The following is a 23,429-nucleotide window of genomic DNA, read 5'->3' as shown; positions in this document are numbered from 1 at the left end:
ATTAAAATCAATCAAATAATTATTAGCCAAAATAAATGTAAGTATTATAGGAACTAAACTTAAAAATAATATACCTATCCTTTTCATAAAAAATAAAACTAAAAACTTATTATAAAATCTTTTATTATCTATTACTCTTGAAATGAGTGGAATAACAAGCTGGATTAACAATATAAGTAGAGTTATTGCAGTTAAAATAGCAATAATCTGTCTATAATCTAAAAAATAATATTGATCTTTTAACAAGGTTAAAATCAATATTATCCCTAATGTAAATAAAAAATTCACTTTCATATTTAACCTTTTAAAATATCTCTTTCTGGTTTTCCGTCTACATAACGTCCATCCATAGTGAGTGTCTCATCATCTTTATTTGAGCGATGAAGGTATTTATTTCTCACCCACATTAACTGCTCTTTAGATAATGTTACTGCAAGAGAATTAATACCATCATTGGCAATTGCATAATCATACAATTGTTTTTTTATTGGCTGTAATCTATCGTCTACATTATATTTTTTACCTACTGTTTCGATATACCGTTTATCATACTTCATATTACTATACTTTTCGGAAAGTTTTAGCATTATTGATAAAGGAATATATTGATAAGTATTAGACAACCCTTTCCTTACCCCATATAATGTATATAAATGACTGTAAGAAAGGGTATCCAGTTTAGAAAAATTGGTTTTAAGCTCTTTTGTAATCATAAACTGCTCCGGCTGATACCATCCTTCTTCAATATAACGTTTTTTTATTTTTTCCAGTTCTTTTTCGCTGTACTCTCATTATCTCCATATAGCATGTATTCTCCTAAGTATCTTTTTTCGTCGCTTATTTCACCGTACCCACCGCCAATATCTGAATGCACTCCCGGCATCGTAAGCTGGTAACCTACTCCCGCTTTTACAGAACTATCAATATTAGTCAATTTAAAATTATTCCTGTATTCATCAGCAGCGGCCAACTGTACGATCTTTTTTGCTCTCCCTTTTAATTTCAACTGAAGCTCAATAACATCATTTAAATGGAGAACACCATAGGATGCAACGGTGTCAAACAACCCAATAAAGTTAAAGGTAATTTCTTTAGAACTTTTTAAATTCAGATAAATCGCGATCAATGAGTCCTGGGACAAAAAATATCTTGCCGCGGCTGCACCACGGCTGAAACCAAATACATTGATCGTTACTTTGCCAAGAGATATTTTATTAGCAAAATATTTTTCATTAACCAGATCCTTCATTTGCTGTACTCCCCGCTGTACTTTATCTTTAATACCTCTCATATAAATAGCGATGCCTGTCCCCAATGCTCCTCCTGGAAAAGCCTGATCCTTTCTTTTATCTTCAGTACCTATCCCTTCTGTATAAATTTTAATAATATCTTCATTTTTTTTAACCTCATTATTCATATACAATAAAGCCACATTGGAGTAGAAATTGATATAACTATCATCTTCCTTATTGCTTTTCCTGTTATAAACATCTGTTCTTTTAATCCTTTCCGTAGTATTGGTCATATTATTCATCGTTCCATCAAAGAACATATTGAAAACTACGTCACTCTTAGATTTATTATCCTGTTTAGGTTTGTTGTCAGGGGCACTAACTACCACTGGCTTATTCGTCTGTTGTGGTTTATCAACATGTTGTGCCAGCTCATTTTGTACAACAAGCTGTATCTTTTCTTCAGTACGGCTGATGTAATTTTCATATTCTGCCTTAATGTAATATTCATGTTCACCTTCATCAATCCAGTCCATTTTATTCAGTTTAGCCTGATATAAACTAAGTTGGTTAAAATACAGATAGGCAAATCCTTTATCATCTACGCCGCTGGTAGTAAAAGTTCCCATTGAACGGTCTCCGGTGGTATCATCCTCATAAACGGATATTTTCAGGATATCACCTTTGGAAATATTGATGGTTTTAATCGCTAATTGTATTTTATCCAGATAGCCTACCTTCTTTTTCCTATAGGTTTTCCTCTGAAATCCTGCCATTCTATGGAGAGGATCTTTGGATTTCCCAAAAGAATAAATAAATCAATAGAATGCTCAGTATTTTTACCATTCTGAGCCACTACAGCAATAAGTCGTACTTTCTTTCCTGCCAGGTTAGGGTGGAATTTAAAAGTTCCCGCAGCATTCGTTGACAATATCTGACCATTATATTCTATTTTCCATTCTTTTACTTTAGGACTTCCTGTAATGGCCAGCAGGCTGTAACTGTATGATTTATAAGTAAGGGGTCTTGTTTCTCCTATAATTTTCATCAATATGTTTTTTAAAGTTTAACGATATCCTCTTCCTCCTCTACAACTTCATCTTTCTTTAAATCAGCAAACAGAAATACTTCTGCAAGCACTTCAGGGCGTGCATGATCTATGTTTTGTTGAGAAATTTCCGCTGTTTGTCCGTGGTTGATAATGGTAATACAGTCCGGGCTTCCTATCGGACAGGTCGCTTTACTGTCTTCCAACAGCGCTTTTCCGCTATTATCTTCCAGCGTGATGTTCTGATAGTAACCGCTCCATTGGGTGATGGTAACCTGGCAGGGATTGTTATTCATCTTGGCGCAACTTCCAAAAGTGTTTTTTTCGAAAGTTTTACCAATATCTGTATGAGTAGCCATCAGCTTACTGCTGCCTTCCTTATCATTAATGTATCGTTTGCTTTGGGTTTTCACCAGCAATTTATCCGGAGCTGTGCCGAACTGGCACTTACAGACAGCTCCCTGGCATACTAAATGTTTTTCGCTCATTGTGTTTTGTGTTTTTACAATTTAATTTTGTTCTGAAGCTTCCATGAAATATCTAAAAGATAGATCATTCTCTCCGGAAACTTATTATTCCGGTAACAAAATAGGTCGAAATTTAAGTATGCCCTGTTTTTTTAAGGGTCATAATATATTTCATACTATTAATTTTAATGATTGGGTATATCAAATATAAGATTTTTGCTCATATATTTCAATAGCAATATCAATTTCCTTGTTTTGATGAAAAGCTGATAATTTCCCCACTATCGAAGAAATGCTTTTTGTCTCTCGATCAAGTTGATAAAGAAGGTCAAGAGTGCCTTTGTTTAAATCTGTTGCAATGGGAGTATTTATTTGTTCTCCTTTTATATGGATCAGAATTTTATCATGATCCGTCAGTGTTTTTTGCAGTGAAAAGATGGTTGTATAAGTAATTATCTCATCCAGAGAGGGAAAATAGAAGGTAAGTATTTCTTCTTTCTGATAATCAGGATATAGCATGTATAACGGCATAAAGTAAATTGCATAAAACAGATTCTGATGCAATACTTCTGTACTCCCACTCATGTTTTCGTAAAACCGGTTTAACTTCTCTATCATTTCATCTGCTACCTCGCCTTCATAATATTGATGTAGTTTGGGATAATATTCTCTCTCCCAACGATTTTTGATCTCATTTCTGTTGAGTATCGCCTCTGGCCGCCCATCTTTTTTAAAGAAATTTGCAATGGATAAAGAGCCTCACCAGCAGTTTCTATTAGTTTTTCAACCATAAGTTCTATTTCCTGATCATTGATGTATATCTTTTTTCTGACAACAGACACCGCCATTTTTTCTTTTCTTTGGATATCAACAAGGTAGTGTATTCTTGTTTCCTGTAAAGCAGTTGTAATCAGTATACCATAGGTAGATTCTTCAGGGGTATCGGGAAGTGCTATTTGTGAAATGAGGAGACTTTTCTCTTTCCGTTTGCTTTCCTTATCGGCAGGGATATAAATATATTTAAGGTATTTCGGTAGATTTCCGGGAATAATTTCGTGCAGGGCACAATGTTGATTGTGAAAGGCAATCAGCTCTTCTTTAGAAAGATCATATTCTCTGGAAAGGGAATCCAGATTGGTAATATCTTTAATTTCAATTCTAATACTTTCCATTTGTGTTTTTTCATCTTACACTAAGATCGGAAAATAAACTAAAAGATCAAAAAAAATACCTCGAAAAGCTTATCACTTTCCGAGGTATTTTGTAATATATCAATAAAATCAGTAACCCTGATTATTTTCGATTGAAGCTGAATATATAGTTAATGCAACAATAATAACCACAATAATAATTCCAATAATTAAAGGTTTCCATATTGCTTTCTTTGGATATTGTTCTTCATTAGGAAAATATTTTGGAACAAAATAATTGGATAATAATGCTCCTCCTGCAAACCCACAAATATAAGCAAGTGCACTCATGGGTTTTTCGGGAATATTAACAATAATAGCTGTAAGTATTGTTATTACAATAGAAATACCCAACACCGTATAGGCTTCTTTTTTCTTGTTGACATCCATCAGGTTTTGAAACAAAAGCACGCCCCCGAAAAGAGTAGACAGAAAAATAGAAAATCCTAAAATGGCCTTTTTAGAATAAATTTTGGGTAATTTATCTTCCATTATATCACATCATCAATATTATAATTCTTATGCTCGCGGTTCGTTCTGATAATCATTTCTCCCAGGAATCCTGCTACAAATAGCAATGTTCCCATAATCATCATGGTTAAAGCAATGTAGAACCACGGATTATTAGTGATTAAATGACCATAGATTCCTCTGGCTACATCAATCAGTTTGGATACTCCTAACCAGAGTGCTGAAAGGAAACCAAAGATGAACATAAGGGTTCCTACTGCTCCGAAGAAATGCATCGGTCTTCCTCCAAATCGGCTTACAAACCAAAGCGTTACCAGATCCAAAAATCCTCTTACAAATCTTTCTGTTCCGAATTTTGAAGTTCCATAAGGTCTTGCCTGGTGCTTAACCTCTTTTTCTGTAATTCTTCTGAAACCTGCATTGGCAGCCAGTACCGGAATATAACGGTGCATATCTCCGTATACATCTACAGATTTTACTACCTGCTTTTTGTAAGCTTTCAAACCGCAATTGAAATCGTGAAGATAAACTCCGGAAACCTTTCTTGCTGCTGCATTAAAGAGTTTTGACGGAATATTTTTCGTCATGACATTATCAAAACGCTTCTTCTTCCAACCGGAAACAATATCATAATTGTCATGTATGACCATATTGTACAATTCTGGAATTTCTTCCGGAAAGTCCTGAAGGTCTGCATCCATGGTAATCACCACATCTCCGTTTGTTCTTTCAAAAGCCGCATGAAGCGCCTGAGATTTCCCGTAATTTCGGGAAAATTTAATAGCGTGGATCTGAGGATGCTGTACTTTTAAGTTCTCAATAATACTCCACGATAAATCCGTACTTCCATCATCTACAAACCAGATTTCGTAAGATAAATTACTGGTTTGGCAGACTTTATCAATTCTTGAAAAAAGCTCTTCCAGAGAGTCTTCTTCGTTCAGTAACGGAATAACTATAGATAAGTTCATTTAATTTTTAATAAAAATTAGTCTTGATTTGTTTCTTCGGGCTGATAGATACTTCTTGTTCTGAAAAATGCTCCGAAAAACACCGACAAAACTACGTAAAATATAAGAATTGCTGCAAAATATCCTGAAAAATGACTTGCAGTAAGCATATCTTTTCCTTTTACAGCGTCTGGAGCAAAGCTCTGCACTCTCTCTTTATACTTCTGATCAAGCTCGTCAATATCTTTCTGATGCTTTAAAATTTTTCTCGCGGAAGTATATTCAGTATCCAATTCCGACTTCTGTCTTTGAACATATTGGTAGTTCAAAAGTTTTTTTGCATCGGTATCTGCAAAGTTTAAAAAAGCATAAATACTGAAAATCGAAAGAATTCCTCCAATGAACATTGGAATGAATGCTCTTTTGAAGGCTTCTTTAAAAGTTACCACCCTATGGCTGTTCCAATAGCTTTTTACGGATAAGAATGCTGCTCCAGCATAAAGAATAGGCAACACGAAAGCATTGGCTTTCAGTGAAATATCAAAATAATTGATTCCTGAGAAAAAAGTATATACTACAAAAAAAACGATCATTGTAGCTATAAAAAGTATAATTCCTAGTGTTGATGGACTTTTCGTCATGTTAAATTTTTTAAAAAAAAGTTGAAAAATTATTCCCCTAAATGTCAGCCGTTTAGCTCTACTACTGCATTTTTTCAACAAATTTTCTTTGATAAAGTTTTGAAGTTTACAAATATTTCCTACCTTTGCAACGGCAAGTCCTAAACAACCAGCTCCTGAGAATCCTCCAGGGTGGGAACGCAGCAAAGGTAATCGGTCGTAGCGGTGTGATTTAGGTAGCTTGCCATTTTTTTTTGGTTTAAAGTGAAGAGAGAGGTAATTTGATAATTATCTTTTTTTGTTTTTAATACCTTACGCATCATATTCATTTTTCTAATTTTCAGATTACCTCTTTCTAATTATCGATTAAAACTCGAACGTCTCCCCTAATTTTGGTAAAACAAGTTCCACATTTTTATCTGCAAAATGTTTTAATGCACTTTCATGATTGATCTCTATAGCAGGGAACGTATCAAAGTGGCATCCGATTACCTTCGGGGTCTTCAATAATTCTGCTGCTGCAAAAGACGCTTTTCTAGGACACATCGTGTAGTGACTCCCGATAGGAAGGATAGAAAGGTCAATATTCCCATATAACCTCGGAAATAGCTCCATATCTGCCATTACTCCTGTATCTCCAGCCAAATACACATTCTTACCTTCAGGAAGTCTGAAAATATATCCTACAGGAACGCCTCCATAGCTTCCATCCGGGAAAGAACTTGTGTGGTGAGCCGGAACCATGGAAATTTTAAGATCGTCGATTTTTGCCGATCCTCCTAAGTTCACATCATCTTTATTTTTAGCCTGTGTAAAGTATCCGCATACTTCCGGCACTCCAATTACGGTTGCTTCCGGATAATGCTGCAATACTTCCGCTACATCAGCAATATGATCTCCATGGGCATGGGTCAACAGGATGTAATCAATTTTCTGAGCGGTAATATCAAAACCTGATTCCGCTTTTTTGTAATTGTAAAAAGGGTCACTTAAAATTGTTTTGTCCTTGTACGTGAACAGAAAACAATTTTGCCCTAAGAATTGTATTTTCATTTTAAATTTAATTTTTAAATTTTTAAAAAAGATGATTCATCACTCTCAGTGAAAGAACCATCTTTTTAATTTAAGAACATCCCATTGGTGGTTTTAAAACAAACTCATAAAGCAACAGGCATGTTGGTATTATTATTAAAATCTGAAGAACCAGTAACGGTTTCATTACTTGTAATTTCCCAATTAATATATAAAAGCCTAAAACAGCATTGGAAATAATAATCAGAGTAATTAAAGCAGGAATAAAGTCAATTTCAAAAATTGACATCCCATTGCTTAGCTCTTCGATCAAATAATAAACAAGCAATAAAGCTAAAACAATAGACAGACAAGAAGTTAACTTTAAAGCAGTCTTCATGATATCTATTTTTGTGGGAATTTATCTTCAATAAGTCTCAGATTGATCCCATGTTCCAGATATGCCTTACAACCGTCTAAAACCGTCGTAAAACCGCCTGTATTGTCATTAACCTGTCTTAGCATCTCTTCACCTGTTTGAGTGAATCCATAGCTCTTAATGATCACAAGAGTTCCGTTCTCCATAGTTTTAAACTCATAGTCTACATTTACTGAAGGTTCTCCCCATACTGTTTTAATCAGCTGGTTCGGAATAATCTGATGAACGTTCACTACATTTTTCACGCCGTACATCTCCCATTCCCAGGTTACTTTTTTCCCCTTCTTCTAATTTTCCGGTAGATTTTGTAAACCAGAAATTAGTGGTTACTTCAGGATTGATGAATGCTTCAAAAACATCTTCAATCGGTTTCCTGATAAGCATTTGCGCTTCAACATAGACAGTAGAACTCATGATATTATATTTTAGATTTAGTTAAATAAATTAAGTCCGGCTGCCGTAAGAATAGCCATTACAAACGTCATGATCCCTACCTGCTTTAAATACTGGTCTAATTCTTTTGGTTCTTTTACCGACATAATGCTTCTTCTCAGTTTTGTCAAAGGAAACATTAAGATCATCACAATAAAAGCATAATAGTTTTGTTGCTCAAAGAATCCATTAATCCCCAGAAAAGCCAAGATCAATATCAATGGAAGATTTAACAGGATCATTTCGTAGATCATTGCATTTTTGAATCCGATTCTTAATGCAAAACTGTTTTTTCCTGATAGTTTATCACTTTCAATATCTCTCATATTGTTCAGGTTCAAAACAGCCATACTCATCATTCCTACTGCAGTTCCCGGCAACAGCATATCCCAGCTGAATGTTTTTGTAAACAGGAAATAACTTCCACATACAGAAACCAATCCGAAGAAGATAAACACAAAGATATCTCCCAATCCCATATAACCATAAGGCTTCTTCCCTACTGTATACCCGATTGCAGCTAAAATACTTGCTACTCCCAACCCTATAAAAATGTAGAATTCGTTCATATAATCCGGAATGAAAGCAACATATAACAACGCAATTGTAGCAACGAAAGATAATGCTGAGAAAAGAATAACCGCATTTTTCATCTGCTTGGCTGTAATTTTCCCTGATGCGACTGCTCTTGCCTCCGCTTCATTGATTCTTTTTGCATCTGTTCCTTTTACCCCATCACCATAATCATTGGCATAGTTTGATAAGATCTGATACAAAAGGGTTACCAAAAGCGCCAATGCAAAAATCTTCCAGTCCCATGTTCCGCCCTCTCTGTAAAGTCTCCATTTTGCAATGAAAGCTCCCATAATAATTCCGCTTAATGACAGCGGTAAAGTTCTGAGCCTTGCGGCTTTTATCCAATCAGTCATAAATTTATAAGTAATGAGCAATGGGTAATAGGTAATGAAAAATATTGCTCATTACTTATTACTCATCACTAATGTTATGATATCCATTGATCCTCCCCGAAGTTTGGTTTTCTTTTTTCAAGGAATGCATTTCTTCCTTCTTTAGCTTCTTCGGTCATATAGGCTAAACGGGTTGCTTCCCCTGCAAATACCTGCTGGCCAACCATTCCGTCATCAGTAAGATTCATTGCAAACTTCAGCATTCTGATAGACATTGGGGATTTTCCTAAGATTTCCTGAGCCCATTCGTAAGCGGTATCTTCTAATTCTGCATGTGGAACTACTTTGTTTACCATTCCCATTTCGAAAGCTTCCTGAGCAGAATAGTTTCTTCCTAAAAAGAAGATTTCACGGGCTTTTTTCTGTCCTACCATTTTTGCCAGGTAAGCAGATCCATACCCCCCGTCAAAACTGGTCACATCAGCATCAGTCTGCTTGAAAATAGCATGCTCCTCACTTGCTAAAGTTAAGTCACATACTACGTGAAGTGAATGTCCGCCACCTACAGCCCATCCCGGAACTACTGCAATAACTACTTTCGGCATGAAACGGATCAGACGCTGAACTTCCAGAATATTTAAACGGTGTCTTCCATCTTCTCCTACATATCCTTGCTCACCTCTTGCTTTTTGGTCTCCACCACTGCAGAAAGCCCAGCCTCCGTCTTTAGAGCTTGGCCCTTCTCCTGAAAGTAAAACAACGCCTATTGAAGGGTCTTCAGAGGCATCATAAAAAGCATCATATAATTCTGAAGTAGTCTTTGGTCTGAAAGCATTACGCACTTCCGGTCTGTTGAAAGCGATTCTTGCTACACCATTGCATTTTTTATAGGTAATATCTTCGTATTCCTTAGCGGTTTTCCACTCGATCATTTTGGTAAAATTTTTCTCAAAGATACGGAATTACAGAGAATTTTCAGGGATGAAATTTAGTCAAAACGATGATCAACGATGAGCGATGAGTAATCAATAATAATGGTACATTAATAAAAAAATAAGAGCCGAAACACGGGTGTTTCGGCTCTTTATCATTGAGTTATAAAATGATTACTTTGCTGCTGCGCTTAGCTCAGCTTCTTTAGCTTTCATTTCTTTAACTTTATCCATATTTTTAGTAACTACATAAATTTCTTTTAATGTACTCACTGCATCAATATTCTTAGGATCTACTTTATACCAGCTTTCTGCAAATGGTAGAGCTTTTGCAAATCTTTCTCTTCTTGCATCAATTAATTTAGTAGCTTCATCCGGCTTATCTTTTCTCATAGCATTGATATCAGCTACAATTTTAGAGTCATCTCCAATGGTAGTGTATACAAGGTTCTGATAAGCATTGGCAAAATCAGGTTTAAGCTCAATGGCTTTTTTGAATGATTCTAAAGCATCATTAACTGTAGTGGGAGTTTTTGCCTGCATTACTCCAAGGTTATACCAGTTGGTTGCATCATTAGGATTTTTTGCTAACTGCTCTTTCAAACCAGCAACGAATTTATCCATATTTCCTGAAGCAAGATAAGCACTAGTCTGGTTTTCTTTCAGCTTAGCATTGTTTGGAAATTTAGCTAATCCTTTTTCAATGATTACCAGTGCTTCGTTTGGTTTCTTAGCATTAAGAAGCAATAAAGATAACGTTTCATATAAATCTACTTCTACTCCTGCAGACTGCTCTGTTTTGAAATCTGAATATTCAGAATTCTTTTTCATAAGTTCCCAAGTAGCTTTATCTAAATTCACTACCTGTCCGCTCTTTTTTTCTTTAGCAGTATAAGTAGTTTCTACTCCTGTAAATCCGGAATTCACAAGATCTGTATATATTTTAATAGCCGGATCACTATTGTTGGCTAATGCGTGACTAAGCCCTGCATAATACATGTATATCTTGTTATCCTGACCATTAGCTTTCAATAAGTCGTAAACTTCTACAAACTTAGGTGCTGCAGCTGCATAGTTTTTTGCGTTATATGCATCCATCGCTGCTTTGTTGGCAGCCTGAAGCTGAGCATTTACATCTCCTTTCTGTCCAAAAACAAAAGCAGATGCTACGATAGCCATACCTAAAATTAGTTTCTTCATAATAACTATTTTATATTAATTGTACATTTATTCTTCAGAATCAGAATTCTCATTTTCCTCAGCCTGAGATGTTGTATCATCGTTCTCAAGGTCACCAAACAGGGATTCCATTCCTTCCTGAACTTCGCCTTCAGTTTCTTCAGCTCCTTCAAGGCCCTCTATCTCTTCAGAATCTTCTTCTACATCTTTATCCATTTCTACTTTTGCAATGGCTGCAATTTCGTCATTCTTCTTAAGATTGATTAGTTTTACCCCTTGTGTATTTCTACCCATCACTCTCATTTCATCCATTCCCATTCTGATGGCAACACCGGATTTATTGATAATCATCAATCCATCTTCGTCAGTTACATTTTGAATAGCAATCAGATTTCCTGTTTTCTCGGTAATGTTTAGAGTGATAACTCCTTTTCCTCCTCTGTTTGTAATTCTATAATCTTCTACTGCAGTTCTCTTACCATATCCTTTCTCAGATACTACAAGAACCGTTTCGTTCTCTACGTCATTCACAACAATCATACCAATAGCTTCATCATTGTCTTCCATAGCAATACCACGAACCCCAATAGAACCTCTACCTACTTCTCTTACTTTTTCTTCAGGGAAACGGATACATTTACCATTTTTAGTAGCGATCATGATCTGAGAAGTACCATTTGTAAGGTAAGCTCCTAATAGTTGGTCATTATCTCTAATTTCAATAGCATTTACCCCATTTACCCTTGGTCTTGAATAGGCTTCCAATGATGTTTTCTTGATGGTACCGTTTTTAGTTACCATTACTACACTCATCTGGTTTACATACTCGGAATCCTTAAGGTTATTGGTTCTGATATATGCTTTGATCTTATCATCTGGTTCAATGTTGATAAGGTTTTGTACTGCTCTTCCTTTTGCGGTTTTTGAGCCTTCAGGAATTTCAAATACTCTTAACCAGTAACATCTTCCTTTTTCTGTAAAGAACAACATGTATTGGTGATTGGTTGCAGATACAATATATTCAAGGAAGTCAGAATCCCTTGTTGTAGCGGCTTTGTTACCTACACCACCTCTACTTTGAATTTTGTATTCAGAAAGTGAAGTTCTCTTAATATATCCTGCGTGAGAGATTGTAAGAACTACAGATTCATTTGGAATAATATCTTCAATAGACATTTCTCCTCCTGAATAATCAATTTCAGTTCTTCTTTCGTCACCGTATTTTTCTTTGATTTCGATTAATTCATCTTTGATAATCTGGAATCTTCTTGGCTCATTAGCTAAAATATCTTCCAAATTAGCAATCTCCTTCATAATAGCATCATATTCATCACGGATCTTATCAAGCTCCATTCCTGTAAGACGAGCTAATCTAAGATCAAGAATTGCCTGAGCCTGGATTTCTGAAAGTTCAAATGCTTCAATTAAGCCTTCTTTCGCCGCCTGAGGGTTAGCACTATGACGGATGATTGAAATTGCTCTATCTAAAGAATCCTGAGTTCCAATAACCTTCATGAAACCTTCAAGAATATGCGCTCTTTCTTTCGCTTTCTTAAGCTCAAACTGAGTTCTTCTTATAATTACTTCATGTCTGTGCTCAACAAAGTGATGAATGATATCTTTAAGATTCAACTGCTCTGGTCTTCCGTGTACCAACGCAATATTATTAACGCTGAAAGAAGTCTGAAGGGCTGTATATTTATATAAAAGGTTCAGAACTACATTTGGAATCGCATCGTTTTTCAATTCATAAACAACACGAAGTCCGTTTCTATCTGATTCATCTCTGATTTCGTGGATACCCGGAATTTTCTCATCTTTAACAAGCTCCGCAGTTCTGGCGATCATTTCCGCCTTGTTTACCTGATAAGGAACTTCTGTTACGATAATAGCATTTCTGTTTCCGATTTCTTCGAAGTTAACTTTCGCTCTCAGAACGACTCTACCTCTTCCAGTATGGAAAGCATCTCTTACTCCGTCGTATCCATAAATAATACCTCCTGTAGGGAAATCCGGAGCAATAATATGCTGCATCAGCTCATCGATCGTAATTTCTCTATTATCAATATAAGCACAGATAGCATTTATAGCTTCAGACAGGTTGTGTGGCGCCATGTTTGTAGCCATCCCTACTGCAATCCCTGAAGCACCGTTTACTAAAAGGTTAGGAACCTTAGTAGGCATTACGGTTGGCTCCTGCAAGCTGTCATCGAAGTTATTTTGGAAATCAACGGTTTCTTTGTCAAGATCAGAAAGAACCTCATCAGAGATTTTTTCAGTCTTGCCTCGGTATAACGCATTGCTGCCGGCGGGTCACCATCCATAGAACCGAAGTTACCCTGCCCGTCTACCTGAGGGTAACGTAAGCTCCATTCCTGAGCCATTCTTACCATCGCGTCATATACAGAGGAGTCTCCGTGCGGGTGATATTTACCCAAAACATCCCCAACAATTCTCGCAGATTTTAAATATTTTCTATTCGAAAAAACCCCTAGTCCATACATACCGTAAAGTACTCTTCTATGAACGGGTTTCAAGCCATCTCTTACATCCGGAAGCGCTCTTGAAACGATAACGGACATCGAATAATCGATATAAGACGACTTCATTTCATCAACAATGTTGATAGGAATTAGTCTTTCTCCTTCTTTTTGCATAAACAAATTTATTATAATGATAGTCAGACCCTTAGCTGGAAGTCTGAAAATTATTTATTTCCAATTTTTATTAACGGGCTAATTTACGAAAAAAATGCCGATTTTTGCGCTAGAATTTATCCACAAAATCTTAAAAATTCTTAAAATATGAGCGTATTAAGTATAACTTTCCACTGCACGAAAAATAATCTGGAAGAATGGGAAAATTATATTGATGAAACCCTGATTTTAATGACTGAAAATCTGATGGATGTCAACCAGTACATCTTATCTGAAGTTCACAGCGATTATATTGATGAAGGAAAAAACTATAATCTTCTTCTGATTTTTGATAATGATGAACTGAGAAATGATTTTCTTGAAAGTGAATTGAAAAATATAGCAGAACGAATTGAAACTCAATTCGGGCAAGAGGTACTGATCTTCGATACCCTTCTGAATCCGAAAAAATCCAGACTATAATAGAAAAGCAAAAGCACTGAAAAATTCAGTGCTTTTTATTTTTACCTATGATGTCCATGACCATGTCCACGACCTCTGTGGTGGTGACCACGATCTTCATAGATATATACTCTTTTAGCGTGCCCTGGTGCGTAATATCTTGCACTTCCGCCATACCCTCTTTTTGCATGACCAGGCGGCATTCCTCTTCTCTCATGAACAACACAAGATGACAACACAATTGCTATCACACCTCCTGCTGCAATTTTCAACATACTTTTCATTATTTCACTTTTTCAAACTTAGAAGCGAAATATATCAAGGTTAGTGCCAAAAAAGGTTATCTAATTTCTAATATTACCCTCTTTTTAATACCCTCCTCTCTTTTTTACCTGTCCTGGAGCATAATCTTTTGCACTTCCACCGTATATTTTTTTAGCTTGCCCAGGTGGAATCTTTTTAGCCTGATACCCTCCATTATCATAGGCCACACAGGATGTAAACATGGCCATTACCATCAGAACTCCTGTGATTTTAATTATAGTTTTCATTATTTCTACTTTTTCTAACTTAATGAAAGACTTATTACAAGGTTCAGGCCAAAGCATTTAAAGTTCAAGGTTTAGAGTTAATTTTATTCAATGAACTACTTTTCTAACCTCATTACTCATTACTCATTACTCATTACTCATTACTCATTACTAAATGACCTCACTTCGCTTCTCCATCAGGACAAGATCTTTCCATTCCCCATTTAGCTTTCCTAATTTTTTACGAACCCCTACTACTCTGAAACCATTTTTCTGATGAGATTTGATGGCCATTTCATTTTCGGAAAAGAGATTGGTCTGCAATGTCCAGAATCCGTGGTCCTCGCTATCCAAAATGATCTTTTTAAGCAATATTGAACCCAATCCTCTTCCCTGGTATTCATTATCGAAATAGATGCCTACTTCTGCTACTCCTTTAAAAGCTTCTCTTTTGCTTACCGGTTTTAAAGCACACCACCCTACTACTTCATTATTTTCATTTTCTAACACCCAACGGCAGTCATTGAAATATTCCATGCTCCAGGCTTCTGCCGTAGGAACTTCTGTTTCCAAAGTAGCAATACCGCTTTCTATGCCCTGTCTGAAAATTTCCAACACTCTCGCTTCGTCACTGGGAAGCATTTCTCGTAATTCGTAATTCATAGGATTAATGATATTTTCTTTTGTATTTTCTTTTGATTCTTGCGTAATGGGTTTGCTTGCTTTTCTCATCCTGAGAGACCACACTGATATTCCCATCTACCTCTAATACGGATAATTTGACATCTTTAATGTTTTCGATGCCATGTTCTCTTATTGCTTCTTCCAGTTCATTTTCAGTAATTTTTACCCGATTTAATGCTGTTTGATCTGCAATTCCATCTCTTATCAAAATAACAGGTTCGTCCTGCATAAAGGCTTCAAAGGAGCGATTGGAAAACATGAGCCTTTTCAGAATGAAGTTAGCGGCAAATAAAACCAAAGCGGCCACAATACCGCCCTGCAGCGAAGTATCCGGTCCTACCATTGCATTCTGAACGGCATTCGAGATCAGCAACAACAGAACAACATCTCCTGCATTAAGCTGAGATAACTGGTTTTTACCAAACAAACGGATCGCGATTACCATAAAAAGGTAGACGCAAAGGGAACGAACCGCAACATTGAGAATAGGATCCATCATTTTTTTATCTATTCAAATGTATTGATTTTTTGGTATTGGTGGGGAAAGTATTTCCTTATGCTGCTACCAGCAAAAGTCATATTTTGAAAATACTACCTTATTCTTCCTGCCAATATTCTAAATCTGTTGGCTTTTGAAGAGGAATTCTGCCTTCCCATTTCGGAACGATAAATCCTTTGGGAAGAGTGTATTTAGGTGACAGCAGCTTTTTCTGTTCATCATCAAATCTTCCTAAACGAAAACGCATTACCTGATCCTGCTTCTGTTTGTTTACAAAATAGATAACCCCTTCAACAAAATCACCTCCTGTATCTTTAGGGATTGTCACAATCATTCGATCATAATGGCCTTTTTCAAATGTTGCCTGAAGGTTTTGTGGTAAAGCTACACTCCCTTCAAACCAACGTGATTCTTTATCATAAGAATGCCAGATCAAATCCATCTGTACAGGGAGTTTTAGCAGATGTCCTGGATCAGGATTTTTTGGATAACTAATAAAACGATTTGACCATTTTAAAAAATAAGGTGTAGAATCTAAAAAATAGACACTTCCATCTTTTGAGTAATAAGTGATTGAATATTTATAATCTTCTTCACTGCTAAAGCCTATATCATATTTGTATGTTTTTTCTCCTTTTTCCCAAACTGAATAGGGAATACCATGAAGATAGGTATATTTTAAAATATCTTTTGCTTCACTTCCTGTTGATGTCCAAAGAGTTATTGAGTTAGGATCATCTTTATTAGTCTCTCCTACACGTTTTGCTCTTATTTTAGTAATTTCTTCATTTCCAAATGAACCAGAGAGCCAGACTGTTATATTACCTCCAGGAGCCATACCTGTAACGATTTGACTATAATTCTCTTTTTCTCCTTTAATCTCTTTTCCTTTTTTAAATAGTTCCAACATTTTTTCCCTTGGAAGTTTTGCCCCAACTTTATATTCAATCAAATCAAGGCCACAGCGCCAGCTAACAGAAATACTATCAGGAACAGGTTTAAATATTTCACCTCCTGTATAGCCACCACTTGTCATTCCCCAACCAGGATTTATTCCTACATTGGCAGATGTACCCGCTACCCCCTTTCCTTGATAAAAATATTCCACAAACGGGCCTCCTGATATATAATTTTTTGGAGCAGAAATTCCCGCATTCCATTCAAATTTATCTTTAGGTCCACAGCTTAATATTAATAATAAGTTTGGTAACAATAATGTTATACTTTTAATTTTATTTTTTGTTATCATACGCTCTTATCTAGGGATACCATTTTTCTCTTTCATAATAAATATTACCATCTTTATCGACTCCAGGTGCTACTGGTTGGTTAACAAAACCTACACTTTCCAGAATATGATGATCTCCTGTTTTTACACCTAACGCAGCCAGTCCTCCAAAGTTAGCGGAAAGATGAATATAATGGTTAGAGATATGCTGATATATTTCTGAAGGTATTGTATAATTTCCAACCCCTTCTTTTTTACTTTCTTCCAACATCAGATCCATATATTGCTTCAAAACTTTATATTTATCCGTATCTGGAATTTCATATTCAAATTTTTTCTTTACATCTGGTGATTTATTATAATCATCATAAAAAGGAACTTTGTTATCAATTGCTTTTTGCAGCATCATATTCATTGCTACTAAACTGTATTTATTAGAAATATACCGGGAATCTTCCAGAATATAATGGTCTGATTCTTTGGTTTGGAATATTCGAAAATATGGACTTGTGGATACAGTTTTTTTCTTTATCCGGGAAATCCGGCTCTGCTTTGATCTCCCGTGTTCCCACTCCTGCACTCGTTACTGTTGTTTCTTTTACATGATCATATGTATTTCTAAATACAATTTCTTTTTCTGTAGAGATGCGCTGGTTGATATAAAACTGTCTTATTTTTTCTTTTTCCTTAAGGATTTTATCGTCCCCTACTTTCACATCAAAATAATCCAAAACAGCAGTATATTTATCCAGATGGGCATAGCCGCCTCCTATATCCGAATGGGCGCCCAGCATTGATATTGTATACCCTTCTTCTGTGGGAGTTAACGCAAAATTTTTCCGCCATTCATTATGGGCGGTAATATGGAAGATCTTTTTGATCCCCAATCCTGATACTTTTGTTTTGATATCCTGAAGTGAAGCCTGTCCCAGAAAAGCAGCAATACTATAAGGAACAGTTAAAGGATTTGTAATCAAAGCACCCGCAACTTTATAGCCAATATTTTCTTTCACCACCATATCAGAAATTACGGTATCAAATACCCCCCAGAAAACGGATTTCTATGGAAAAAGTGTCTCCAACAGGCTTATATCCCGCCTTTGCCAATCTTTTCCCAAAAAGGCCACCTGCATGTACAGAGACATAAGATATCTTAGGACGTCCCATTTTGATATCCATTTCATCCCGCATTACAGTATCATATTTTACCGATTTTTTTACTTCATTACAGAAATGCCTTGCCGCAGCTGCTCCCCTGCTGAATCCGAAAACATCAAATACAATCTTATTGATCTTCTTATCTTTAGGAATATTAGTAAATTCATTGGCTATAACATTTTTAATTCCTTCCTCTACTCTGCCAATCACACCCCAGTCTCCTCTTCCTGCACAGGAACCTGCAATATCGTCTTCCTTATCCTGTTTCGTTCCTATGCCTTCTACATATTGTTTTAAAATAGAATAGTTTCCATACTCTGGATGAGCGTCTTCACTTCCTTTTGCATCTTCACTTGGATTCTTTTTCTCTTTATAAAGATCAAACAGTTTGGCAACGTTGGAATACGGATTCCAGTAACTGTCACGGTCTGAGATTTTAATCTTTTTCTGCTTTCCGGTTTGGGGATCTTTAATGGTTTCATAATATTCCTGGGGAACGGTATCATTTTTATAATAGGTTTCCCCGGAGTTGATCTTACTGTAATAGGTTTTATCAGAATTATACCTGTTATTGCCGGTGCCATCAAAAAACATCCCGATAAAAACATTTACAGAATCTTTAGGCTGATACGCCGGAGCTTTTTCCACCACGGAGCCGTGATTAATATCTTTATCGGCATTCAGATTATTCAAACCTAATGCATTGATATTGGTATTTCCTCCAGAGTACAGGTTATACCCTTTTTCGGTTACCTTGGTGTATTTCCCGTTGACAATTCTTGTTCTGCTCATAGGAAAAGTATTAGTGATTATGACCTTTTTCGCCGCTATTCATAAAGATCGAACTTTTTGTATGGCTTGTAAAATTTTCTTCTGTACTGAAATTCATTTCTTTTCTTGAAATTTCATTACGTTCCTGTTTTACTTCGCTGTGTACGTCTCCTTCTATAAATTCAGTGAGTTTTCCTGTGATGAAAACCTGGGAATCTCCTATCACTGAAGAGGTTTTTATCATCCCCACACTTTCACTATGATTCATCGTTACCGTATCTGTTTTATTCATTCCAACACTGGTAGACATATTTTGTCCAACATTGATATTGAGATTTCCTCCTGCATTGAAGTTGATATCATTAGGTGCAGATACTGTGATGTTTCCTTTGCCATCCATGAAATAGTTGTTTCCGCTTGGGTCTACAATATTTACGCTTCCTTCAGCATCATTCATCAGAATGCGGATACCGCTTCTGGTCTGAATAGATTTTAAATGGTTATTCACACCACCGCCAAGGGCAACCCCGCCATGAAACATTCCACCCATCACGAAAGGACGGTCCGGATGGTTGTGTACAAATCCTACCATTACCTGGTCTCCCACTTCCGGAATAGCTACATAGCCTCTGTTTTGGGTAATCTGATCTGTTCCTCCTGCATCCGGGCTCATTACCCTGATAAAGTCTGTTGTTTCATTAAGCTGCCACAGGAATTTTACTTTTACACGGCCCTGTCCCAAAGGATCATCGTTGGAAATTACTACAGCTGGCTGTGTTTCTGCAAAAGGGGTTGTAAATTCTGGTTTCGGGATGAATCCTGTATCAGAAGCAATGGCTTCAAAGCTTCCTTTATAATGTCCTAAGGTATCAATCTCATGGGTAACCTCTGTCATCATCAATTTTGTGAAATATCCTGTTTTGCTGGAATCAGGTTTTCTCAGATAAAGATCTGCGGTACATCCGGGATATAGAAATGGCATTGTGGTATCACCGGATACTACAAATACATCTACTCCTTTACTTCCCCATGCTCCCGTTTGGGAATTCACCACATCCATATCGGTAGCTGCTCTGATGGGCGCCGGCTGAAGTGAAGGAGTTTTAAAAATATCTTCATTATTTGAATAAGCAGTTTGAGCAAGACTTCCTATATGCTTTAAAGGAGTTTCTCCTGAAGTCAGCATGGTGTTTTTACTGCTGTTGTATCCATAATAGCCAGGTTGGGTATGGATTGCTCTAAGTTCGGTATGAATATTTGAGGCGTTACTTCCGCTTATCAGCTCAAGAGGAGCAGCCGGAGCCGGCATATTTCCGAAATGCAGCACTTCTCCATCATAGAAAAACTGTTCCCCATAGGCTTCCGCCAATCTGCATAAGTAATTGTAATGGGTTTCGTTATACTGGGAACTGTAGACAATTTGTGATGAAGCTTTGGCATTGACTCTGAAATCATACCAAAACGGATCTATTCCCTGTTTAATAACCTCATCAGCTATAATTCCCGTATTCACAGGCTGTGATCCTCCAAAACTCTGGGTATGCGGAGATCCGTCTAAAAGAATGGTAGGGCTGAACCCTTTTAAAACAATATTTCCCAAACTATGAGCTTCCTGGCTGAATCCTACCTTGGTAATGATTCCTACGAAAACTCTTTCAGGACTGTTTTGGGTCTCGAAATCTTTGTAAGCAATTTTGATGGTAAGACGTTTTCCTAAAAATGCATTGGCCTGTTCCAGCTGATGGCCTTGTTTTTCGGATAAGGCATCATGAGCCAGCGTTAACTCAAATTCGTGATGGGTTACAGCGCTTTGCTTTAGTTTGAAATGTTTAAAACTGGAAATAATTTCGCCATTGATTACTGCAGAAAGCTTGACGATCCGGTTGATTCCTGCCGTATTATTCTCTTTCACTGCCTGAGCGTTATCAGGAGCACGGTATCCATCAGTAAAGGATACACGTTCTGAAACTGTATTTTTTTCATGCCTTATATTTGTGTTATTCTGATATAATAATGACAAATATAGAAAATATCTCATATTAAATCAACATTAAGAGATATATAATATTATTTTAAGATACTACAAATGTTCTTCAGGCACTCATGACTTGGTACATCTTTTGAATTTTAAAAAAATATTCTTTACTATATGATACGATCACTTCTTCTCTCTGTAAGTTTCATCCTCTGCTTTATTGCATGTGGTAAAACAACACCAGCTAATGAAAAACAACAGATTACCGAAAAAGTAAATCAGCTTTACAGCCAATATGGAAAATCTAATGAAGCTGTTTATAATAAACCCATCGCTAATGATTTATTTTCTCCGGAATTGAAAAAAACATTGGAAGATGCCATCAATGCTTCAAAAGCAGATATTGAAAAAGTAAAAAACAGCGATCATCCGGATGAGAAACCTTTGGTCTTTGAAGGGGCCCTCTTTTCAAGTTTATATGAAGGATATAACGGCTATTCCATCAAAAATATTAATCTACATGATAAAACAGCAGAAGTACTTGTACAGTTTGAATATAATATGGTTTCCCCCAAAGTATTATGGACTGATAAGATCTATTTTATAAATATCGACAATACAGGCTGGAGAATAGATAATATCACTTTCGATAAAAAACTCTCCAATTCAAAAGATCTTAAATCAAGTTTAACAGATTTTACCCAATATTCAAAGCAATAGAAAAGCCGCTTAAAAAAGCGGCTTGATTTTTTATGGGCACTGAACAATTGGAATTTCACTGCAGAATACTTTGTTTGCCCATTCGCAATATGTACAATATTGTTTTGGCTGTCCTCCGTACACTGACTTCAAATCTCCTTTAGTCAGCTTCTTTAAATTTTTCATATAGCTTTAATTTTATGGTTTTGTAAAAATAAAACGAATATAATTATACATTATTACAATTTAACGCTTATAATTTTCATTATTCACACTTTACCAACTGAAAATTTAGTCTATACCTATTATATTTTATGAATTTTAAGGGATACATCTATTGACATTCAAAGCTTTACCATCTTCACCCTTTAAAAAGTTTCAAAAACCTCATCATTAAAGGCATGGCAAACCTAGAAGATCCATTTCGGAACTCCAAAGCAGCTTAACTTTTCCTTTGTTATTCAATTCAAAAATGGCTCTTTCAGGAAACTGGCAATTAGAGCCTGATTTTTTATCATGCCATTTGAAATCATCATAGTAGGTAAAATACATATTTTTATAGTTTCCGTAAACAATGGGATTGTAATTTCCTAAACCATAGTTGTTTTCTGTACTTTCTTTAGCTGCGTATTTTTTGATGGACTTATTAATTTCTGAATAGCTATTCCCATATTTCAGCGGAATCTCTTTTTCCGAAGCAATAACTGGGTTACCGATCAAATTTTTATCAACATTCAGGATATAAGCGATATAATCGTTTCCACATTCTGTAGACTGGAAAACCACCTTTTTAACTGTACTTTGCTGGAAAGATTTGGTTCCATAGACAAAATAAGAGTCTTTCATTTCTTTTTTAAAGGTATCTTCAAACCTTTTGTTGTAGTACAGCGGACCTACAGATAGAGTATCGTAATATTTATAGTCCTTCATATCCCTGCCATACATCCAGGGAATAGAATCTTTAACAAGGAAGTTTTCATATTTTTTTGATAACAGATCATCAGAATCACCAAACTGAACGGGAATACAGATCGCTATATCTTTGTTGGTAAGCTGATATACTCCGAAAACAGTTTTTTTATCTAATGTATATTCCTGTTCAACTGCTATAAGACTATCTTTTTCTGAACATTTATTCCTGTAGTGGCCACTTCTTTCTCTTTTTTGCAGGATAAGAGAAATGGAAATATTGAAAGGATGATATATTTTTTCATGATTGAATAGCTTGGATTTGAGGGATAAAAATAAAAAAGAATCTGCTTTCGCAAATTCTTTTGTATAATTCATTATATATCGAGATATGTTAGACTCCTCTGATGATTCTTTGGGTTTCAAGTTCGTCAAGTATAAACTGAGCATCACTTTCTGTAATATATTTACTTTCATAAAGCCAATGAATCCTTGCTATTTGTGTCTGGATAGGAATCAAATTATCTACTCTATAATATTCTTTTAGATAATAATCTTTCTTATTCTTCTTGATTTCAGCAATAAAGGCATCAACCTCCTCTTTTTCTTTTTTTGAATAGGAAAAATTAATTGGTTTTGCTGCTGCAAGGCTTTTGGAACTCTCTGCTCTAAATTCATTATTACACAGCCCACCAACAATAAGAGTTGGACACATTGCAAGAATAAAAACAATCATTCCTGATGATCCCGAAAGATGATAAGATTGATTGATAACAATCGTAAGCAATATTGAATTAAATGTCATAGATACGGCAATCAATACCAATACCCAATCTTTTTTCTTTCTAAAAACAGTTTCATCATCATAAATATCTGCGAAATGTACTTTATATTCATGTAACTCTTTGATAAAACCATTTTTTATCAAGACTCCATCTTCCTGAATTTCAAAATTGCTTTTATTTCTTCCATTCTTTTGTGTCAATGTTTTCATATAAA

General features: G+C 35.8%; 30 protein-coding genes, 1 other RNA gene and 1 pseudogene. 3 read left to right on the top strand and 29 right to left on the bottom strand.

Translation table 11 applies throughout. From position 1 onward, the window contains the following. Positions 1–296: 296 nt before the first annotated feature. The 9 genes from H5J24_RS09050 to H5J24_RS09010 all read right to left on the bottom strand — a co-directional run bounded on the left by H5J24_RS09050 (position 297) and on the right by H5J24_RS09010 (position 5,999). Positions 297–713 carry a hypothetical protein gene (locus tag H5J24_RS09050; RefSeq protein WP_232816234.1) on the bottom strand — a complete coding sequence of 139 codons (417 nt, stop codon included), beginning with the start codon at positions 711–713 and terminating at the stop codon, positions 297–299. Positions 714–757: 44 nt separating this feature from the next. Then, on the bottom strand, positions 758–2,008 hold the full coding sequence (locus H5J24_RS09045; protein ID WP_232816233.1) for a phospholipase effector Tle1 domain-containing protein: 1,251 nt from the start codon (positions 2,006–2,008) through the stop codon (positions 758–760). After that, a complete protein-coding gene (locus tag H5J24_RS09040; RefSeq protein WP_232816232.1) occupies positions 1,966–2,280 on the bottom strand; it encodes a hypothetical protein in 315 nt (104 codons plus the stop codon). The genes H5J24_RS09045 and H5J24_RS09040 overlap by 43 nt, the downstream gene beginning before the upstream one ends. Before the next feature lie 11 nt (positions 2,281–2,291). After that, positions 2,292–2,768 (bottom strand): DUF4280 domain-containing protein, encoded by a 477-nt coding sequence (locus H5J24_RS09035; protein WP_068943464.1) that lies wholly within the window; start codon positions 2,766–2,768, stop codon positions 2,292–2,294. A 180-nt stretch (positions 2,769–2,948) separates the two neighbouring features. Then, the gene (locus H5J24_RS09030) at positions 2,949–3,332 is read right to left on the bottom strand and encodes a hypothetical protein (protein ID WP_232816231.1); all 384 of its coding nucleotides are present in this window, start codon (positions 3,330–3,332) and stop codon (positions 2,949–2,951) included. 41 nt (positions 3,333–3,373) lie between these two features. Further along, the gene (locus tag H5J24_RS09025) at positions 3,374–3,919 is read right to left on the bottom strand and encodes a hypothetical protein (RefSeq protein ID WP_232816230.1); all 546 of its coding nucleotides are present in this window, start codon (positions 3,917–3,919) and stop codon (positions 3,374–3,376) included. Between the two features lie 108 nt (positions 3,920–4,027). Continuing rightward, positions 4,028–4,429 (bottom strand): rhomboid family intramembrane serine protease, encoded by a 402-nt coding sequence (locus H5J24_RS09020; protein ID WP_068943466.1) that lies wholly within the window; start codon positions 4,427–4,429, stop codon positions 4,028–4,030. Then, positions 4,429–5,379, bottom strand: coding sequence for a glycosyltransferase family 2 protein (locus H5J24_RS09015; RefSeq protein ID WP_068943467.1), 951 nt, complete (start codon positions 5,377–5,379; stop codon positions 4,429–4,431). Before H5J24_RS09015 ends, H5J24_RS09020 begins: the two co-directional genes overlap by 1 nt. A 17-nt stretch (positions 5,380–5,396) precedes the next feature. Further along, complete coding sequence (locus H5J24_RS09010) at positions 5,397–5,999, bottom strand: DUF4199 domain-containing protein (protein WP_068945113.1); 603 nt, start codon at positions 5,997–5,999, stop codon at positions 5,397–5,399. Positions 6,000–6,130: 131 nt separating this feature from the next. On the opposite strand from H5J24_RS09010, the gene ffs reads away from it, so the two are divergent. Continuing rightward, positions 6,131–6,228: signal recognition particle sRNA small type (gene ffs / locus H5J24_RS09005), an RNA gene on the top strand. A gap of 116 nt (positions 6,229–6,344) precedes the next feature. Here ffs and H5J24_RS09000 read toward each other — a convergent pair. The 8 genes and pseudogenes from H5J24_RS09000 to gyrA all read right to left on the bottom strand — a co-directional run bounded on the left by H5J24_RS09000 (position 6,345) and on the right by gyrA (position 13,536). Beyond that, positions 6,345–7,031 (bottom strand): metal-dependent hydrolase, encoded by a 687-nt coding sequence (locus H5J24_RS09000; RefSeq protein ID WP_068943468.1) that lies wholly within the window; start codon positions 7,029–7,031, stop codon positions 6,345–6,347. Between the two features lie 70 nt (positions 7,032–7,101). After that, positions 7,102–7,389: a hypothetical protein gene (locus H5J24_RS08995; RefSeq protein ID WP_068943469.1), complete on the bottom strand. Its 288-nt coding sequence runs from the start codon at positions 7,387–7,389 to the stop codon at positions 7,102–7,104. A 5-nt stretch (positions 7,390–7,394) separates the two neighbouring features. After that, the gene (locus H5J24_RS08990; protein WP_232816229.1) at positions 7,395–7,661 is read right to left on the bottom strand and encodes an SRPBCC family protein; all 267 of its coding nucleotides are present in this window, start codon (positions 7,659–7,661) and stop codon (positions 7,395–7,397) included. Further along, on the bottom strand, positions 7,624–7,842 hold the full coding sequence (locus tag H5J24_RS08985) for an SRPBCC family protein (RefSeq protein ID WP_232816228.1): 219 nt from the start codon (positions 7,840–7,842) through the stop codon (positions 7,624–7,626). The genes H5J24_RS08990 and H5J24_RS08985 overlap by 38 nt, the downstream gene beginning before the upstream one ends. Before the next feature lie 17 nt (positions 7,843–7,859). Further along, a complete protein-coding gene (menA, locus tag H5J24_RS08980) occupies positions 7,860–8,789 on the bottom strand; it encodes a 1,4-dihydroxy-2-naphthoate octaprenyltransferase (protein WP_068943471.1) in 930 nt (309 codons plus the stop codon). Between the two features lie 74 nt (positions 8,790–8,863). Continuing rightward, on the bottom strand, positions 8,864–9,700 hold the full coding sequence (locus H5J24_RS08975) for a 1,4-dihydroxy-2-naphthoyl-CoA synthase (protein WP_068943472.1): 837 nt from the start codon (positions 9,698–9,700) through the stop codon (positions 8,864–8,866). 174 nt (positions 9,701–9,874) lie between these two features. Beyond that, positions 9,875–10,900: a tetratricopeptide repeat protein gene (locus tag H5J24_RS08970; protein WP_068943473.1), complete on the bottom strand. Its 1,026-nt coding sequence runs from the start codon at positions 10,898–10,900 to the stop codon at positions 9,875–9,877. 27 nt (positions 10,901–10,927) lie between these two features. Then, positions 10,928–13,536: pseudogene (gene gyrA, locus H5J24_RS08965) on the bottom strand (DNA gyrase subunit A). 147 nt (positions 13,537–13,683) lie between these two features. Here gyrA and H5J24_RS08960 point away from each other — a divergent pair. Beyond that, positions 13,684–13,998, top strand: coding sequence for a DUF4286 family protein (locus tag H5J24_RS08960; protein ID WP_068943475.1), 315 nt, complete (start codon positions 13,684–13,686; stop codon positions 13,996–13,998). A 41-nt stretch (positions 13,999–14,039) separates the two neighbouring features. Here H5J24_RS08960 and H5J24_RS08955 read toward each other — a convergent pair whose 3' ends face one another. From H5J24_RS08955 to H5J24_RS08915, 9 genes are all read right to left on the bottom strand, one after another. Next, complete coding sequence (locus tag H5J24_RS08955; RefSeq protein ID WP_082811219.1) at positions 14,040–14,261, bottom strand: hypothetical protein; 222 nt, start codon at positions 14,259–14,261, stop codon at positions 14,040–14,042. 84 nt (positions 14,262–14,345) lie between these two features. Next, positions 14,346–14,528: a quinol oxidase subunit 4 gene (locus H5J24_RS08950; RefSeq protein ID WP_082811333.1), complete on the bottom strand. Its 183-nt coding sequence runs from the start codon at positions 14,526–14,528 to the stop codon at positions 14,346–14,348. A 150-nt stretch (positions 14,529–14,678) separates the two neighbouring features. Then, on the bottom strand, positions 14,679–15,170 hold the full coding sequence (locus tag H5J24_RS08945; protein ID WP_068945115.1) for a GNAT family N-acetyltransferase: 492 nt from the start codon (positions 15,168–15,170) through the stop codon (positions 14,679–14,681). A gap of 4 nt (positions 15,171–15,174) precedes the next feature. Further along, positions 15,175–15,687: a DUF421 domain-containing protein gene (locus tag H5J24_RS08940; protein ID WP_068945116.1), complete on the bottom strand. Its 513-nt coding sequence runs from the start codon at positions 15,685–15,687 to the stop codon at positions 15,175–15,177. 100 nt (positions 15,688–15,787) lie between these two features. Beyond that, positions 15,788–16,939 (bottom strand): DUF2931 family protein, encoded by a 1,152-nt coding sequence (locus H5J24_RS08935; RefSeq protein ID WP_068943476.1) that lies wholly within the window; start codon positions 16,937–16,939, stop codon positions 15,788–15,790. A 10-nt stretch (positions 16,940–16,949) separates the two neighbouring features. Continuing rightward, on the bottom strand, positions 16,950–17,333 hold the full coding sequence (locus H5J24_RS08930) for a hypothetical protein (RefSeq protein ID WP_232816227.1): 384 nt from the start codon (positions 17,331–17,333) through the stop codon (positions 16,950–16,952). Between the two features lie 19 nt (positions 17,334–17,352). Then, positions 17,353–17,937, bottom strand: coding sequence for a hypothetical protein (locus H5J24_RS08925; RefSeq protein WP_232816226.1), 585 nt, complete (start codon positions 17,935–17,937; stop codon positions 17,353–17,355). 16 nt (positions 17,938–17,953) lie between these two features. After that, positions 17,954–18,868 (bottom strand): DUF2235 domain-containing protein, encoded by a 915-nt coding sequence (locus H5J24_RS08920; RefSeq protein WP_232816225.1) that lies wholly within the window; start codon positions 18,866–18,868, stop codon positions 17,954–17,956. 10 nt (positions 18,869–18,878) lie between these two features. After that, positions 18,879–20,885, bottom strand: coding sequence for a type VI secretion system Vgr family protein (locus H5J24_RS08915; protein ID WP_232816224.1), 2,007 nt, complete (start codon positions 20,883–20,885; stop codon positions 18,879–18,881). 111 nt (positions 20,886–20,996) lie between these two features. Between H5J24_RS08915 and H5J24_RS08910 the strand changes: the two genes are divergently transcribed. Beyond that, a complete protein-coding gene (locus H5J24_RS08910; protein ID WP_068943479.1) occupies positions 20,997–21,542 on the top strand; it encodes a hypothetical protein in 546 nt (181 codons plus the stop codon). A gap of 30 nt (positions 21,543–21,572) precedes the next feature. Here the strand turns inward: H5J24_RS08910 and H5J24_RS08905 are convergent, their stop codons facing one another. The 3 genes from H5J24_RS08905 to H5J24_RS08895 form a co-directional block, all read right to left on the bottom strand. Then, positions 21,573–21,707, bottom strand: coding sequence for a bacteriocin-like protein (locus H5J24_RS08905; RefSeq protein ID WP_082811220.1), 135 nt, complete (start codon positions 21,705–21,707; stop codon positions 21,573–21,575). Between the two features lie 207 nt (positions 21,708–21,914). Continuing rightward, the gene (locus tag H5J24_RS08900) at positions 21,915–22,808 is read right to left on the bottom strand and encodes a hypothetical protein (RefSeq protein WP_232816223.1); all 894 of its coding nucleotides are present in this window, start codon (positions 22,806–22,808) and stop codon (positions 21,915–21,917) included. A gap of 16 nt (positions 22,809–22,824) precedes the next feature. Further along, positions 22,825–23,424: a hypothetical protein gene (locus tag H5J24_RS08895; RefSeq protein WP_068943481.1), complete on the bottom strand. Its 600-nt coding sequence runs from the start codon at positions 23,422–23,424 to the stop codon at positions 22,825–22,827. Positions 23,425–23,429: the final 5 nt, after the last annotated feature.

This window comes from Chryseobacterium capnotolerans (assembly GCF_021278965.1).
GTDB lineage: Bacteria > Bacteroidota > Bacteroidia > Flavobacteriales > Weeksellaceae > Chryseobacterium > Chryseobacterium capnotolerans.
Note: the sequence above shows the minus strand (reverse complement) of the source record. Positions and strands in the feature narration are given on the sequence as shown.

What these genes read in the sequence shown, in the direction of transcription:
- H5J24_RS09050 (WP_232816234.1), bottom strand. Translation starts at nt 713, where the DNA reads ATGATTACAAAAGAGCTTAAAACCAATTTTTCTAAACTGGATACCCTT.
- H5J24_RS09045 (WP_232816233.1), bottom strand. Translation starts at nt 2,008, where the DNA reads ATGGCAGGATTTCAGAGGAAAACCTATAGGAAAAAGAAGGTAGGCTAT.
- H5J24_RS09040 (WP_232816232.1), bottom strand. Translation starts at nt 2,280, where the DNA reads ATGAAAATTATAGGAGAAACAAGACCCCTTACTTATAAATCATACAGT.
- H5J24_RS09035 (WP_068943464.1), bottom strand. Translation starts at nt 2,768, where the DNA reads ATGAGCGAAAAACATTTAGTATGCCAGGGAGCTGTCTGTAAGTGCCAG.
- H5J24_RS09030 (WP_232816231.1), bottom strand. Translation starts at nt 3,332, where the DNA reads ATGAGTGGGAGTACAGAAGTATTGCATCAGAATCTGTTTTATGCAATT.
- H5J24_RS09025 (WP_232816230.1), bottom strand. Translation starts at nt 3,919, where the DNA reads ATGGAAAGTATTAGAATTGAAATTAAAGATATTACCAATCTGGATTCC.
- H5J24_RS09020 (WP_068943466.1), bottom strand. Translation starts at nt 4,429, where the DNA reads ATGGAAGATAAATTACCCAAAATTTATTCTAAAAAGGCCATTTTAGGA.
- H5J24_RS09015 (WP_068943467.1), bottom strand. Translation starts at nt 5,379, where the DNA reads ATGAACTTATCTATAGTTATTCCGTTACTGAACGAAGAAGACTCTCTG.
- H5J24_RS09010 (WP_068945113.1), bottom strand. Translation starts at nt 5,999, where the DNA reads ATGACGAAAAGTCCATCAACACTAGGAATTATACTTTTTATAGCTACA.
- H5J24_RS09000 (WP_068943468.1), bottom strand. Translation starts at nt 7,031, where the DNA reads ATGAAAATACAATTCTTAGGGCAAAATTGTTTTCTGTTCACGTACAAG.
- H5J24_RS08995 (WP_068943469.1), bottom strand. Translation starts at nt 7,389, where the DNA reads ATGAAGACTGCTTTAAAGTTAACTTCTTGTCTGTCTATTGTTTTAGCT.
- H5J24_RS08985 (WP_232816228.1), bottom strand. Translation starts at nt 7,842, where the DNA reads ATGAGTTCTACTGTCTATGTTGAAGCGCAAATGCTTATCAGGAAACCG.
- menA (WP_068943471.1), bottom strand. Translation starts at nt 8,789, where the DNA reads ATGACTGATTGGATAAAAGCCGCAAGGCTCAGAACTTTACCGCTGTCA.
- H5J24_RS08975 (WP_068943472.1), bottom strand. Translation starts at nt 9,700, where the DNA reads ATGATCGAGTGGAAAACCGCTAAGGAATACGAAGATATTACCTATAAA.
- H5J24_RS08970 (WP_068943473.1), bottom strand. Translation starts at nt 10,900, where the DNA reads ATGAAGAAACTAATTTTAGGTATGGCTATCGTAGCATCTGCTTTTGTT.
- H5J24_RS08960 (WP_068943475.1), top strand. Translation starts at nt 13,684, where the DNA reads ATGAGCGTATTAAGTATAACTTTCCACTGCACGAAAAATAATCTGGAA.
- H5J24_RS08955 (WP_082811219.1), bottom strand. Translation starts at nt 14,261, where the DNA reads ATGAAAAGTATGTTGAAAATTGCAGCAGGAGGTGTGATAGCAATTGTG.
- H5J24_RS08950 (WP_082811333.1), bottom strand. Translation starts at nt 14,528, where the DNA reads ATGAAAACTATAATTAAAATCACAGGAGTTCTGATGGTAATGGCCATG.
- H5J24_RS08945 (WP_068945115.1), bottom strand. Translation starts at nt 15,170, where the DNA reads ATGAATTACGAATTACGAGAAATGCTTCCCAGTGACGAAGCGAGAGTG.
- H5J24_RS08940 (WP_068945116.1), bottom strand. Translation starts at nt 15,687, where the DNA reads ATGGATCCTATTCTCAATGTTGCGGTTCGTTCCCTTTGCGTCTACCTT.
- H5J24_RS08935 (WP_068943476.1), bottom strand. Translation starts at nt 16,939, where the DNA reads ATGATAACAAAAAATAAAATTAAAAGTATAACATTATTGTTACCAAAC.
- H5J24_RS08930 (WP_232816227.1), bottom strand. Translation starts at nt 17,333, where the DNA reads ATGAATATGATGCTGCAAAAAGCAATTGATAACAAAGTTCCTTTTTAT.
- H5J24_RS08925 (WP_232816226.1), bottom strand. Translation starts at nt 17,937, where the DNA reads ATGGTGGTGAAAGAAAATATTGGCTATAAAGTTGCGGGTGCTTTGATT.
- H5J24_RS08920 (WP_232816225.1), bottom strand. Translation starts at nt 18,868, where the DNA reads ATGAGCAGAACAAGAATTGTCAACGGGAAATACACCAAGGTAACCGAA.
- H5J24_RS08915 (WP_232816224.1), bottom strand. Translation starts at nt 20,885, where the DNA reads ATGAGATATTTTCTATATTTGTCATTATTATATCAGAATAACACAAAT.
- H5J24_RS08910 (WP_068943479.1), top strand. Translation starts at nt 20,997, where the DNA reads ATGATACGATCACTTCTTCTCTCTGTAAGTTTCATCCTCTGCTTTATT.
- H5J24_RS08905 (WP_082811220.1), bottom strand. Translation starts at nt 21,707, where the DNA reads ATGAAAAATTTAAAGAAGCTGACTAAAGGAGATTTGAAGTCAGTGTAC.
- H5J24_RS08900 (WP_232816223.1), bottom strand. Translation starts at nt 22,808, where the DNA reads ATGAATTATACAAAAGAATTTGCGAAAGCAGATTCTTTTTTATTTTTA.
- H5J24_RS08895 (WP_068943481.1), bottom strand. Translation starts at nt 23,424, where the DNA reads ATGAAAACATTGACACAAAAGAATGGAAGAAATAAAAGCAATTTTGAA.